Here is a 13,818-nt window from a genome sequence, read left to right as displayed (position 1 = left end):
ATATGAGCGAGGAAGGTTATGAACTAGCCTATATACAAGAAGCATTCCGGACAAATTGGATTTCTCCGAATGGAGAAAATGTGGATGAATTTGAAAAGCAGCTCGCCTGGAGAGTGGGAAGTAACGCAGCAGCAGCTCTTTCTTCAGGCACAGCGGCTATCCATATGGCCCTAAAGGCGATAGGGGTAGAGAAGGGAGATATAGTATTTTGCCCAACATTCACCTTCTCGGCAACAGCCAACCCAATTATTTATCAGCAAGCAATTCCGGTTTTCATTGATAGTGATGAAGACACATGGAATATGAGTCCGGAGGCATTGGAGGAGGCGTTCCGACGCTACCCCAATGTAAAAGCCGTATTAGTTGTACACCTGTATGGATTGTGCGCGAATATGGATGCCATTATGGAAATTTGCCGACAATATCGTGTCCCGGTCATTGAGGATGCCGCCGAAAGCCTTGGCTCTCTCTATAAGGGAAGATACACAGGCACCATCGGAGATTACGGAATTTATTCATTTAACGGGAACAAAATTATCACAGCTTCTGGAGGCGGGATGCTCGTCTCAAATAATGAAGAACGGATAGCTAAAGTAAAATTTTGGTCGACTCAATCAAGAGATCCTGCAAGGTATTACGAGCATAGCGAGCTCGGTTATAACTACCGGATGAGCAATATTGTAGCCGGCATCGGGAGAGGGCAGCTGCATGTGCTGGAGAAAAGAATAGAAAAAAAGAAATATATTTTTGAATTTTATAAGAAGGAGCTCAGTGATCTGAATTGCTTAGCTTTTATGCCGGTGGATGAATGGACAAAGCCAAATTATTGGCTAAGTGTAGTTTTGTTAAAAGGGACGATAAGTCCACTCGAAATAATAGAAGCACTCGAAGAGGAAAATATCGAATCAAGACATGTGTGGAAACCGATGCACTTACAACCTTATTTTAAGAACTATGATTTTATAGGTAAGGATGTGGCAGAAAACTTGTTTGCCCATGGGGTTTGCCTGCCTTCCGATACGAAGATGATCGATAAGGATTTAGAAAAGATAGCAGCGATAATAAAAAAAGTGGTGAATAGTCATGCAGCTATATAAAAAGTACGGGAAAAGGCTAATGGATTTCTTTTTAGCGGCTGTTGCCCTCATTCTCTTCAGTCCACTTTTACTAGTGATCGCCGTTTTAGTAAGAATCAACCTGGGCAGCCCCGTCCTATTTAAACAGGAAAGACCAGGCTACAAAGAAAAGATATTTACATTGTATAAATTTCGTACGATGACAGATGCCCGGGATGCAAAAGGACAGCTGCTTCCGAATAAAAGAAGGCTTACAAAGTTCGGCAGATTCCTAAGATCGACTAGTTTGGATGAGCTGCCGGAACTGCTGAACATTATTAAAGGAGATATGGCAATTATAGGTCCGAGGCCTTTAGCCGTAGAATATTTGCCATATTATACGAATGAGGAAAGAGCACGGCATTCTATAAGGCCTGGGCTCTCGGGATTGGCACAAATTAACGGGCGTAATACAGCCTCTTGGGAGCAGCGCTTTCAATACGATTTGGAGTATATAACGAATATTACATTAGCCAATGATATAAAAATCATGATAAAAACACTGAAGAAAGTAATCGAAAGAACCGATGTTGGGGAGCTGGGTGTCGATACACCAATCGATTTTGACCAATATAGAAAAGCAAAACAGAAGGCAACATCCGGTTGAATTCAAGTATGAATATAGCTGGACTTTACAAGATTTGATGAAAAGAGGAGAGACATGCTATCGATCTTAACATTGGATGAGCAAGATGAATGGAATACGATCGTGCAGGGATTTGAGCAGCATGATGTTTACTATTTAGCAAACTATGTAAAAGCATTTAATATACACGGTGACGGTGAACCCACACTTTTTTACTATGAAGCAGGAGATATGAAAGCTATCAATGTGGTGATGAAAAGAGATATAGCTGATGATAAACAGTTTACAGGTAAACTGCCGGCGAATACCTTTTATGATTTCGCTACGCCGTATGGATATGGCGGTTTTTTGATAGAAGGATCAGCTACAACTTCTGCCATGCACGCTTTAGCTGATGAATATAGTGCTTACTGTAAAGAAGCAGGAATCATTAGTGAATTTGTACGCTTCCACCCTCTCCTACAAAATGCGGAAGCTGCTAAAAGCCTTTATAAGATAAAGCCGCTTGGCAAAACAATTACCGTATCATTAACCTCAACGCATTGTATATGGGAAGACTTACGTAACAATAAAAAAAGATGGATAAAAAAGGCACATGAGGCCGGCGTGGAAGTATATAGTGGAAGAGAGCCTGAGCTGTTTCAAGAGTTTAAACGGATGTATGAACAGACAATGAAGAAAAACAATGCGCAAGATTACTATTATTTTAACGAAGCATTTTACCAAAGTGTGCTGCACGACTTGCCGGACCATTCCGTTATTTTTTATGCGGTATACAAAGGAAGAAAGATAGCGATGGTGCTGGTGCTCTATGGAAATAGACGAATGCATCATCATTTATCCGCATCGGAAGAAGCATTTTCACATCTTGCCCCTACCAACTTGTTAATGTATGAAATAGCATGCTGGGGAAGTGAACATGGATTTGAAAGCTTTCATATGGGAGGAGGCGTTGGCAGTAAAGAAGACTCTCTTTACCAGTTCAAAGAAGGTTTTAATAAAAACTCGCAGACCCATTTTTCAATTGGGAAAAAAATATTTAATGAAGAAGTGTACGATTACCTGTTGGACATGAGAAGAAGGGGGGAACGAATGGATGAGTCCGCTTTATTCTTTCCTCTCTATCGCTCATCCTTCTCGAAATGATGTGATAGGTGAGGTAGATAAATGAACATTTTGTTTCTATCATTGGGAAGTATGGACAATATCGAAACGCAGGGAATATATTCTGATCTGATGCGGCAATTCCGCGACCATGGGCATGACGTATATATTATGTATGCAAGGGAAAAACGTTTAGGAAAGCCTACCGAATATACAATGGAAAATGGGGTCCATCTCCTCAAAGTTAAAATTGGCAACATTACACAAAATCACCTTCTGGAAAAGGGCATCTCCACCTTGATGATTGAGCATCAGTTTTTAAAGGCTATTAAAACCTACTTGAGTCATATCATTTTTGATTTAGTAATTTATTCTACCCCGCCTGTTACATTTGAAAAAGTCATTCGTTATATCAAAAAAAGAGATAACGCAAAAACCTATTTACTTTTAAAGGATATTTTTCCGCAAAATGCAGTGGATCTAAATATGCTCCACAAAAGCAGCCCTATTTATCACTATTTCAGAATGAAAGAAAAGAAATTATATCGCACCTCGGATGTCATTGGCTGTATGTCCCAGGCAAATGTAGACTTTATAAAAACCCACAACCCGCAGCTATCACCCGCTATCCTGGAAATATGCCCTAATAGTATTACCCCGCTTACAATGCAAAAGGATGAAGACAAAATAAATAGTATCCGAAACAAATACAATATTCCATCAGACCGGCCCATTTTTTTGTACGGCGGTAATTTAGGTAAACCTCAGGCAATTGATTTCCTGCTGCAATGTATAGAAACGAATCAGTCCAATGACCAAGCCTTTTTTATCATTGTCGGGACCGGAACGGAATTTGACAAAATAGCAGCCTATTTTGAGAGAAAACGGCCTCCAAACGCAAAGCTCATTAGAGAGTTACCAAAAGGTGAATATGAATTATTGGCTAATGCCTGTGATGTAGGCCTTATTTTTCTCCATCACCGTTTTACCATTCCGAATTTCCCGTCTCGTATCCTTTCGTATATGCAGGCATCAATCCCTGTACTCGCAGCAACAGATGAACATACAGATATTGGACAAGTTCTAGAACAAGGCCATTTTGGTCTATGGAGCAGCAGCGCAAATATAGAGGAATTCAATGAAAAAATGGGGCAATTGACAAACCCTCTCATACGAAAAGAGATGGGCAGAAATGCCAGAAAGTATTTGGAGGAAAATTTTACGGCCAGACATTCCTATGAAATCATTATGAATCATTTTGAATAACGAAAGGAGGGACAATAGTGTTTAAAAATGCAACCTTATTAATTACAGGCGGCACGGGTTCTTTTGGCCATGCCGTGATGAAGCGGTTTCTCGGTACGGATATTAAGGAGATTCGTATATTTTCCAGAGATGAAAAAAAGCAGGACGATATGCGAAAGAAATATAACAGCGAGAAACTGAAGTTTTATCTTGGGGATGTCCGGCAGATGGATAGTTTAAGAAATGCGATGCATGGAGTGGACTATATTTTTCATGCGGCTGCGTTAAAGCAAGTGCCGTCATGTGAATTCTTTCCGCTAGAAGCGGTAAAAACAAATATTTTAGGCACGGAAAATGTACTGAATGCTGCTATAGAACATAATGTGAAAAAAGTGATCTGCCTGTCGACAGATAAAGCAGCCTATCCGATCAACGCCATGGGCATCTCAAAAGCCATGATGGAAAAAGTATTCGTAGCCAAGGCAAAAACCGTATCTGCCGACAGGACACTGATTTGCGGTACGCGCTATGGGAATGTGATAGCCTCCCGTGGTTCTGTCATTCCGCTTTTTATCGAACAAATTAAAAGCGGCAAGCCCTTAACGATTACAAATCCACATATGACACGGTTTTTAATGAACTTGGAGGAAGCAGTGGAATTGGTGATGTTTGCCTTTGAACATGGGGAGCCGGGGGACATAATGGTCCAGAAATCTCCTGCCTGTACGATTCACAATCTGGCGATGGCCGTAAAGGAACTATTTAATGCAGCGAATGAAATCAAAATTATCGGTACAAGACATGGTGAAAAAAGATGCGAAACCCTTCTGACAAAGGAAGAATACGCGGCATCAAAGGATGCAGGACGTTTCTATATCATCCCTCCAGATCAACGGAATCTCAATTACAAGGAATATGTTGATGAAGGCGACCCGGAGCTAACCATCATGGAGGAATATAATTCTGACAATACGCAGCTTTTAACGATAGAAGAAGTAAAGCAAAAACTGCTGCAGCTTCCATATATCCAGCAGGAGCTATGGCAGTGGAACCGGCATGTACAGGTAATGAACTAAGCAGGGAGTGACACGTTGAAAATTCTTATAACAGGAGCGGGCGGATTTATCGGGAAGAATTTGATTGCGGAGCTGAAAAACAGAGGGTTTCATGACATTTTAAGCTATACGAAAGATGAAGATCCAGCATTGCTGGAAACCTATGCTAAAGAGTGTAATTTTGTCTTTCATTTAGCCGGGGTAAATAGACCGATGCATGAAGGTGAGTTTATGGAAGGAAACTACAAGTTTACTGAAAGACTTCTAGCATTGCTCACGGAATTCGGAAATAAAGCCCCGATTGTAGCGGCTTCTTCTATTCAGGCGGGGCAGGACAATCCATACGGGAAAAGCAAGAGAGCGATGGAGGATGCTTTATTCCTTCATAAAAGCAATACAGGTGCGGAAGTATATGTGTACAGATTGCCGAATGTGTTCGGCAAGTGGAGCAAGCCGGACTATAATTCTGTCGTGGCCACATACTGTTATTATATTGCACGGAATAGGCCTATCTATATCGATGATGCCAAAAAAGAGCTCACTCTCTGCTATATTGATGACGTGATAGAAGAATTTCTGCGTGCATTAAAGGGGGAGCCGTCAAGGCAGTCTCCTTACTGTGCAGTACCGCTTACCTACCCAATCTCACTTGGCGGTTTAGCAGACCTGATAGAAAACTTTAAAGCAAATAGGGAGACTTTACACATAGCCGATATGGAGGATGGCCTGACGAAAAAGCTTTATAGCACTTATGTAAGCTTTCTACCTGAGAACCAATTTGCATATAATTTGAAAATGAATCTGGACCATAGAGGTTCTTTTACTGAATTTATCAAAACATCTGATAGAGGGCAGGTATCTGTCAATATCTCAAAACCAGGCATTACGAAGGGAAATCACTGGCACCATTCAAAAAATGAGAAATTTCTTGTTGTAGGTGGGGAAGGAATCATTCGTTTTAGAAAGCTGGGGAGCGAGGAAATCATAGAATATTATGTCAGTGGAGAAAAAATGCAGGTAGTGGATATTCCTACAGGTTATACACACTCCATTGTGAATATTGGCCATACAGATCTCATTACTATTATATGGGCAGATGAATGCTTTGATCCTGAAAAGCCGGATACGTACTATTTGGAGGTATAAGAGGTGAGGAAGCTCAAAGTAATGACAGTGGTAGGGACAAGGCCGGAAATTATCAGGCTGTCGGCAGTCATCAACAAGCTGGAACAGTCAGATGCAATTGATCATACGCTTGTGCATACGGGGCAAAATTATGATTACGAATTAAATGAGATTTTTTTCAAGGAATTTCATTTGAAAAAGCCGGATTATTTCTTGGAGGCAGCTGCCAGTACACCTGCTCAAACAATTGGCAATATGTTAAATAAAATTGATCCCATATTAGAAGAAACAGCTCCGGATGCTTTTTTAGTATTAGGTGATACAAACAGCTGTTTATGTGCCATTGCAGCGAAAAGAAGACAAATCCCCGTTTTTCATATGGAGGCAGGCAACCGCTGTTTTGATCAGCGTGTTCCTGAAGAAACAAACCGGAAAATCGTTGACCATGTGGCGGATATCAATCTGACTTATAGCGATATAGCAAGAGAATACCTGCTGCGCGAGGGCTTCCCGGCGGATCAAGTCATTAAAACGGGGAGTCCGATGTATGAAGTACTAAATTCCAGAGTGAATGATATTGAATCATCCGATATTTTACAGCGGCTGGCGCTTAAAGAAGAAGGGTATTTTGTTGTTTCTGCACATAGAGAAGAGAATATTAATAGAGAATCAAATTTTGCAGCACTCATTGATACATTGCAGACGCTTGCCGAAACATATAAAATGCCGGTCATCGTCAGCACACACCCCCGCACACAAAAGAGGATGAACGAAAAAAAGGTTGTCTTTCATCCACTCATTAAAACGATCAAACCTTTAGGGTTTAATGATTATATAAAGCTTCAATTAGAGGCAAAGGCTGTTCTTAGCGACAGCGGGACAATTAGTGAAGAATCGTCTATTTTAGGTTTCCGGGCGCTCAATATACGGGAGGCACATGAAAGACCGGAAGCGATGGAAGAAGCAGCGGTCATGATGGTAGGACTAAAAAAAGAGCGGGTGCTGCAGGGGCTGCATATATTAGAAACACAGCAAAAGGACACACTTCGACTAGTGGAGGACTACCGGATGCCGAATGTATCAGATAAAGTGTTGAGAATCATTTTGTCATACACGGATTATGTAAAACGTAGGGTCTGGGGGCACCCTGAATGATGAGGCTGGCGTTAATTTGCCCTTCGAACAGGCTCTATATGCCCTATGTAAAAAATTACGAGCATATTTTACTGGAACAGAAGATTGATTACGACATTATTAATTGGGACAGGTTCCACATGGAGGGAATTGATAATAACACATATAGAGACAGAAAAACGGGCCATCAAAGAAGCTTTTTCGACTATGCCGGATATAAACGTTTCATAGTCGAACGGCTAAAGAGACAGAGTTATGATAAGGTAATTGTCTTTGGGCTTCAATTGACCTTCTTTCTTAGGGACATTTTACTTGAGGGCTTTAAAGGAAATTTTATAGTAGACGTACGGGATTACAATAAAATTTTAAGGTTTCTTGATATGGACAAGATAATCGCGTTTTCTAATCATGTGGTCTTATCCTCTTCAGGATATAAAATTTGGCTTCCGGAAAGTGATAAGTATGCCATCAATCATAATACACAAATAACAAGCATTACAGAAATGGGACCGGCTCAAAACATCACCGGCAAAGAAAAAATCTGCCTGAATACTATCGGCGCAACAAGAGATTTAAAGATCAATAAAAAGCTGTTGTATAAGCTGAGAAACAATGATGGCTTCCAGCTGAATTATTATGGTGAGGGAGAAATTAATGGCCAGCTGGAAAAATATATAAAGGAAAACCATATCTACAATGTCTCTGTGACTGGGAGATATTATGCTGAGGAGGAAGCCTTGTTTTATAAAAACAGTGATTTGGTTAATGTTTTCCGATTGAATGATAGTATTAATAATCGAACAGCATTGCCAAATAGGCTATACAATGCTGCTTTATATGGCAAGCCGCTGATCACTTTAAAGGGAAGTTATTTGGCAGAGCAAATTTCATTCTATCAATTAGGATTGACAGCCGATACATTGGACAACATTGACCAAGTAATAAACGATTATGTAAAGAATTTTGATTTGGCTGCATATCAGAAAGGAAGGACAGCCTTTTTTTCGAAAGTGTTGGAGGAGAATGCCATTTTTAAAAATCGGCTGATTGAATTTTTGTGCCGCCAATATAGTCAGCAACATTGAAAAAATATAAATGGCGGCTGGTTTCCTCATAAGGGGGGGTGTGATGAATCGTAAAAAAAGATTGATCATTGTCAGTAATAACCTGGCTACCGGCGGGATTCAAAAAGCATTAGTAAATTTTTTAAAGGAAATTGCGGATAAGTACGATGTAACATTATTTATATATAGCTACAGCGGAAAATACATCTTTGAATTACCAGCGGAAATAAACATAATAAAGGCGAACGCCTTCCTGAAATTGTTAGCTGTTTCCCAGGCAGAGGCAAAAAAGGAAGGCAGATTTCTCTGTCTTCTCCGTGCATTGCTCGTAGTGTGGACGAGGATGTTTACAAATAGATTACCGCTATCTTTACTGCTTTTTACAGAAAAACGACTGAAGGGTTATGATGCGGCGATTTCCTATGTCCAGAGCCCGGATAGTAGATCGTTTTACGGGGGATGTAACGAGTTCGTCTTAAAGAAAATAGATGCTGTGAAAAAGATTGCCTATATACATTGCGACTACTTGCAATACGGAGGTAATACACCTCGGAATAAAAAGCTCTATAGTCAATTTGACCATATTATTGCTGTTTCCGAAGGCTGCAGAAAGCAATTTCTACAGGCCATTCCATCTCTATCGTCTACAACGTACAGTGTGAAAAACAGCGTTGATTTTATCGATGTTCAAAAGAAGACTGACTGCTCCCCGGTTCCATACGACAGAGGGAAATTTACGATTATAACGGTAGCCCGCCTGAGTGAAGAAAAAGGCATTATAAGGACTATTGATGTTATAGAGGAGTTATTGGAAAAAGGCTATGAAATCTGCTGGCATCTTATCGGGGACGGCAGACAAAGAAAATATATCGAAGAGCGTATCTTTTCGAAATCCCTGGAAGGGCAAATACTTCTTCATGGAGAACAGGAAAATCCATATAGATATATGAAAAACGCCGATTTGTTTTTGCTGCCTTCATATCATGAAGCAGCTCCGATGGTAATAGAAGAAGCAAAATGTATAGGGCTTCCTATTCTGACCACAAATACAATATCAGCAATTGAAATGGTGGAACAATGCAGGGCAGGCTGGGTTTGTCAAAATTCGACGGCCGGCATAAAGGAAGGGCTTGAATACATTTTAAGGAATAGGGAGGAATTGCAGCACATCAGAGAGGGGCTGAAAAAACAACGGTTCTCCCAAGAATCCATATTTGCACAATTAGATGCTGTAATAAACGGGGAGCATGCTAATGAACGATAAGCAAAAGAATAGATTAGTATTGATTTTTTGTTTACTCGATGTGCTTATCATTTCTATAGGTCACGTAATGAATAGCAGTGCCATTGTTATGGGTGGCATTTTCATCTTTTTTAGTTTGCTGTTGATCAGCAGGGGGGCAAAATTCCTGGCTCTTATGCTTTTTTATTTGCCATGGTCTCCTATCATGAAATTCAATGCTGACGGCCCAACCTTTTATACCATTGCTTTTCTTCTGTTTTTTTGTTGTTTCCTTCTTACAAAAGAGCTTTTTGAAAGAAAAGCGGTATTAACCCTGCAAAATTTATTGCTGGTGAGCATCATAACGATTTATACAATGATTGTGAAGTTAGTGTCAGGGTATGACATCTCGCTAAGCTATGTGGTTTTTCTTGTCATGCTTGTTTTGATTCCTACCTATTTTTATCTGTACCGAAGTCAATTATCTTTTGGGGAGTGTATCATCTTTTTTTCAGCCGGCATCATGTCAGCAAGCTTCTCGGCTAAAATCTTAATGAGCTACCCCCATATGCTAAGGTATATAGAGGTTTCGAGTTGGGAAGCAGGCGGCCTGACAAGGCTGAGTGGTTTTTATGGAGATGCTAATTATTATGCAGCGCATATTTTAACGGCCATTTGCGGGCTGCTCATCCTCGTATTTAACAAACGATATTATGAAAGAGTGTTATTATTTTTCTTTGTTATTACGCTTGTTTATCTAGGCTTTTTATCCGTATCCAAGATGTTCCTGTTATTGTTAGGGGCGACGGCCGGTGTATGGCTGTTCTTTGTATTTAGCCAAAAAGGGAGAGCTCTGACTAAAATCTCGGTGCTGCTTGCTTTTGCGGTAGCTCTTGTCTTTATTAGTAAGTCACCGTTCTTTGAAAAACTGATTCAAATGTATAGGGTGCGTTTTCAGGTTGTCAGTGACATTTCTTCCTTTACTACAGGGAGGAGTGACATTCTTCAAGATTATATCTCCTATTTTACCCATCACCCTATTGCTTTACTATTTGGGCAAGGAATGACACAGGTTTATACAGGAGGAATCATGTATGCTGCTCATAATACCTTTGTCCAAATTATTTATCAGTTGGGAATAGCCGGTTCTATCATACTAGCATTATGGATGATCCAATTATTATCTTCAGCCGGTAAACCTAAAATCCCCCATTTATCTGGAGGTTCCAGGATAGGTATTATACTTTTAGCTATTTCCTGCTTCGGGTCTTGGTTTGCTTTGGATATTTTATTTGCAGATGAATTTTTTCTAATTCCTTTACTTTTCCTCGTTGGAAAGGATTATGTAGAAAAAAGCGCAGAGCAGAGGGAGTTATAGCTATATAGAAAAGTAAAAGCTAATCATCCCTTTTTAATTTGGAAAGAAGGCAGGAGAAAAGTGAACGGTGACATAACTAGAACGACTATTATCCATTCTCTTTTTTGGAAGCTCCTTGAAAGAGGAGGAACGCAAGCTATTCAATTACTCGTGATGATTATTCTTACCCGTCTTCTTACGCCTGGGGATTATGGTGTTATAGCAATCGTTGCTGTTTTTATCAGTATAGCCACTTTGCTGGCTGATAGCGGCTTTTGTGAGTCACTTATCCAAAAAAAGAAGGTAGAAGACATTGATTTTTCGTCCGTTTTCTTTTTAAACCTACTTGTTGCATGCCTATTATATATTATTCTTTTTTTTACAGCTCCATATGCAGCTCTCTATTTTGAAGCTCCTCAGTTAAAAGCTATCTTAAGAATCTTATCTTTAACCGTATTCATAAGTGTATGTAATTCCATTCAATATGCCGTTATAGCGAGGAGCATGCAATTTAAAAAACTGGTTAAAAGCAGTTTGGCGGCCGCTGTATTTGCTGGGCTGGCAGGAGTGGTGTTGGCCTGTACAGGATTTGGCATATGGGCATTAGTTGTTCAACAGCTGACAAATCAATTACTCGTAACGGTCCTCCTATGGTTTTCGGTAAAATGGAGACCTCAATTACTTTTTTCGACAAAACATATATCCATCCTCTATTCGTTTGGCTGGAAACTGGTGGCCTCTACGTTAATTTACAATCTTTATACAAGCCTTCAAAGCTTTGTGATTGGCAAGTTATTTAGCCCGGTGATGCTGGGGTATTACAGCAGGGGCGCCCAATTACCAAATATTTTAGTATCCAATATCAATGGCTCTATTCAATCCGTCATGTTCCCGGCTTTGGCCTCCCGGCAAGATGATAAAGAAAGAATGAAGGAAATGATACGAAGAGCCATTGTTACCAGTTCTTTTATTTTATTTCCATTAATGATGGGGTTAGCTGTAATAGCAGAGCCGTTAATAAGACTATTGTTTACAGAAAAATGGCTTCCTGCAGCAGTGTTTCTTCAAATTTTTTGTGGTTACTATGCATTATGGACGGTTGATTCAGCTAATTTACATGTGATTAAAGCTGTTGGGAGAAGTGATCTTTTTTTAAAGCTGGAAATTGTAAAATTCATTATGGGAACCATCATTTTGGTTAGTAGTTTGCCGTTTGGTGTTTATGGGGTGGCAGTTGGCGTATTAATAAACCGCATTCTCACAACGATAGTAGATGCCTGGCCGATGAAGGCACTGCTGGATTATAGCTTGGTTGCTCAAATAAGGGATGTGCTGCCTTCGTTGTTTTTAGCATTAAGCGTAGGAACGATAGTCTATAGTATCCATTTGGCCGGATTGCCGGATATGCTGACCATTTTCCTGCAAATAATTATAGGTGCTGCGCTATATATAGGGCTGGCCATCGTATTAAAAGTAGAATCCTTCACTTATCTGCTCCTCACTATGAAACATATGATAAAGAGTGAAGGGAGACTGACTATAGAATGAAGAGGTTCATGAGAGATAAAGAGGTGTAATCGTTTGAAAAAACTACTTATGCTTGGAGGAGCCCAATCCCAAATTTCTGCTATTAAAAAGGCTAGGGACATGGGCTGCTATATTATCATCTGCGATACGTTGGAAGAGGCGCCGGGAAAGAAATATGCCCATGAATACTATAATATTTGCACAACAGATAAAGAGGCTGTATTGCATGTAGCAAAGTCTTTGCAGATTGACGGCATTGTCAGTTATGCTGCCGATTCGGGTGTGCTAACAGCAGCCTATGTGGCTGAAAAGCTAGGTTTACCGTCTCACCCGTACAAGTCTGTGGAAACTATCACAAACAAAGAGCTGTTTCGGAAATTTCAACAGGCTCATGATTTTCATATTCCAAAAGCAAAAGCATACAGCTCCGTTGATCAGGCCAAGGCTGATTTTCATCGCTTTACTTTGCCTGTAATGATCAAACCGGTTGATTCATCGGGAAGTAAAGGGATTTCAAAAATCGATTCCATATATCTTCTCGAAGAAAAGGCGGGAATTGCTTTACGGTTTTCAAAAACTAAACGTTTTATCATCGAGGAATATATTGAAAATTACGGTCCTCATATCGGTGGGGACGGCTTTTCGGTGAACGGGAAATTAGTGTTCCGGAGTTTTTCGAACGAATATTTTTCAGTGAATTGCGCTAATCCCTTTGTTTCTATTACAGCTACATGGCCCTCAATCATGCCCGAGCGTATTCAAAACAGCGTACATGAAGAAATACAGAGACTTCTCGGATTATTGGAAATGAAAACAGGCGCCTACAACTTTGATATAAGAGTAGATCAGCAGGAAAATGTCTACTTAATAGAAATGGCGGCGCGCAATGGCGGGGACTGGAATCCTGACCTTATTCAATGTGTAACAGGGGTAGATTTAATTGAATATACGATTAAGGCCGCTTTAGGAGAAAATTGCAGTAGCCTAATGATGGCAAGGCCCCAAGGATATTGGGCAAGTTATGTCTTGCACAGTGAGAGGAAAGGTATATTTAAGGAAATTAAGATTGCGGAGGAATTAAAAAACAATGTTGTCACTTCTTATTTGACTGTAAACCTTGGTGAAAGAGTTTCACCATCCTTAGATGGACATGTCTATTTGGGTCTGATGGTATTAAGATTTTCCTCCATATGTGAAATGAAGGAGAAAACTAAAAGGCTGCACGAGCATATACAGGCTTTTGTAGAAGATATCAATATAAGATGCTAGTAAAAAACACAGGAC

At 40.1% G+C, this 13,818-nt stretch carries 12 protein-coding genes; all 12 read left to right on the top strand.

The features are described 5' to 3' along the window. The first annotated feature begins 2 nt into the window (after positions 1–2). The 12 genes from BOD01S_RS19570 to BOD01S_RS19515 are packed head-to-tail and all read left to right on the top strand — an operon-like array spanning position 3 to position 13,803. Positions 3–1,097 carry a DegT/DnrJ/EryC1/StrS family aminotransferase gene (locus tag BOD01S_RS19570; protein WP_036152569.1) on the top strand — a complete coding sequence of 365 codons (1,095 nt, stop codon included), beginning with the start codon at positions 3–5 and terminating at the stop codon, positions 1,095–1,097. Further along, positions 1,084–1,722 carry a sugar transferase gene (locus BOD01S_RS19565; protein ID WP_036152454.1) on the top strand — a complete coding sequence of 213 codons (639 nt, stop codon included), beginning with the start codon at positions 1,084–1,086 and terminating at the stop codon, positions 1,720–1,722. Before BOD01S_RS19570 ends, BOD01S_RS19565 begins: the two co-directional genes overlap by 14 nt. Positions 1,723–1,776: 54 nt before the next feature. Continuing rightward, positions 1,777–2,847, top strand: a complete 1,071-nt coding sequence (locus BOD01S_RS19560) for a GNAT family N-acetyltransferase (protein WP_036152457.1) — start codon at positions 1,777–1,779, stop codon at positions 2,845–2,847. Between the two features lie 21 nt (positions 2,848–2,868). After that, complete coding sequence (locus BOD01S_RS19555; protein ID WP_036152459.1) at positions 2,869–4,071, top strand: glycosyltransferase family 4 protein; 1,203 nt, start codon at positions 2,869–2,871, stop codon at positions 4,069–4,071. Positions 4,072–4,088: 17 nt separating this feature from the next. After that, positions 4,089–5,126 carry a polysaccharide biosynthesis protein gene (locus tag BOD01S_RS19550; protein ID WP_036152462.1) on the top strand — a complete coding sequence of 346 codons (1,038 nt, stop codon included), beginning with the start codon at positions 4,089–4,091 and terminating at the stop codon, positions 5,124–5,126. A 15-nt stretch (positions 5,127–5,141) separates the two neighbouring features. Next, entirely contained in the window at positions 5,142–6,251 is a 1,110-nt protein-coding gene (locus BOD01S_RS19545) for a polysaccharide biosynthesis C-terminal domain-containing protein (protein WP_036152464.1), read from the top strand. A 3-nt stretch (positions 6,252–6,254) separates the two neighbouring features. Next, a complete protein-coding gene (wecB, locus tag BOD01S_RS19540; RefSeq protein WP_036152466.1) occupies positions 6,255–7,385 on the top strand; it encodes a non-hydrolyzing UDP-N-acetylglucosamine 2-epimerase in 1,131 nt (376 codons plus the stop codon). After that, a complete protein-coding gene (locus BOD01S_RS19535) occupies positions 7,382–8,449 on the top strand; it encodes a glycosyltransferase family protein (protein WP_036152467.1) in 1,068 nt (355 codons plus the stop codon). Before wecB ends, BOD01S_RS19535 begins: the two co-directional genes overlap by 4 nt. A 43-nt stretch (positions 8,450–8,492) precedes the next feature. Further along, a complete protein-coding gene (locus tag BOD01S_RS19530) occupies positions 8,493–9,692 on the top strand; it encodes a glycosyltransferase (RefSeq protein ID WP_036152469.1) in 1,200 nt (399 codons plus the stop codon). Continuing rightward, positions 9,682–11,028, top strand: coding sequence for an O-antigen ligase family protein (locus BOD01S_RS19525; RefSeq protein ID WP_036152470.1), 1,347 nt, complete (start codon positions 9,682–9,684; stop codon positions 11,026–11,028). The genes BOD01S_RS19530 and BOD01S_RS19525 overlap by 11 nt, the downstream gene beginning before the upstream one ends. Positions 11,029–11,088: 60 nt before the next feature. After that, a complete protein-coding gene (locus BOD01S_RS19520) occupies positions 11,089–12,555 on the top strand; it encodes a lipopolysaccharide biosynthesis protein (RefSeq protein ID WP_052124739.1) in 1,467 nt (488 codons plus the stop codon). Positions 12,556–12,588: 33 nt separating this feature from the next. After that, entirely contained in the window at positions 12,589–13,803 is a 1,215-nt protein-coding gene (locus BOD01S_RS19515; RefSeq protein ID WP_036152472.1) for an ATP-grasp domain-containing protein, read from the top strand. The last annotated feature ends 15 nt before the right edge of the window (positions 13,804–13,818 follow it).

This window comes from Lysinibacillus odysseyi 34hs-1 = NBRC 100172 (assembly GCF_001591965.1).
Classification (GTDB): domain Bacteria; phylum Bacillota; class Bacilli; order Bacillales_A; family Planococcaceae; genus Lysinibacillus_B; species Lysinibacillus_B odysseyi.
The sequence above is the reverse complement of the archived record's forward strand: the minus strand, read 5'-3'. Positions and strand labels throughout refer to the sequence as shown.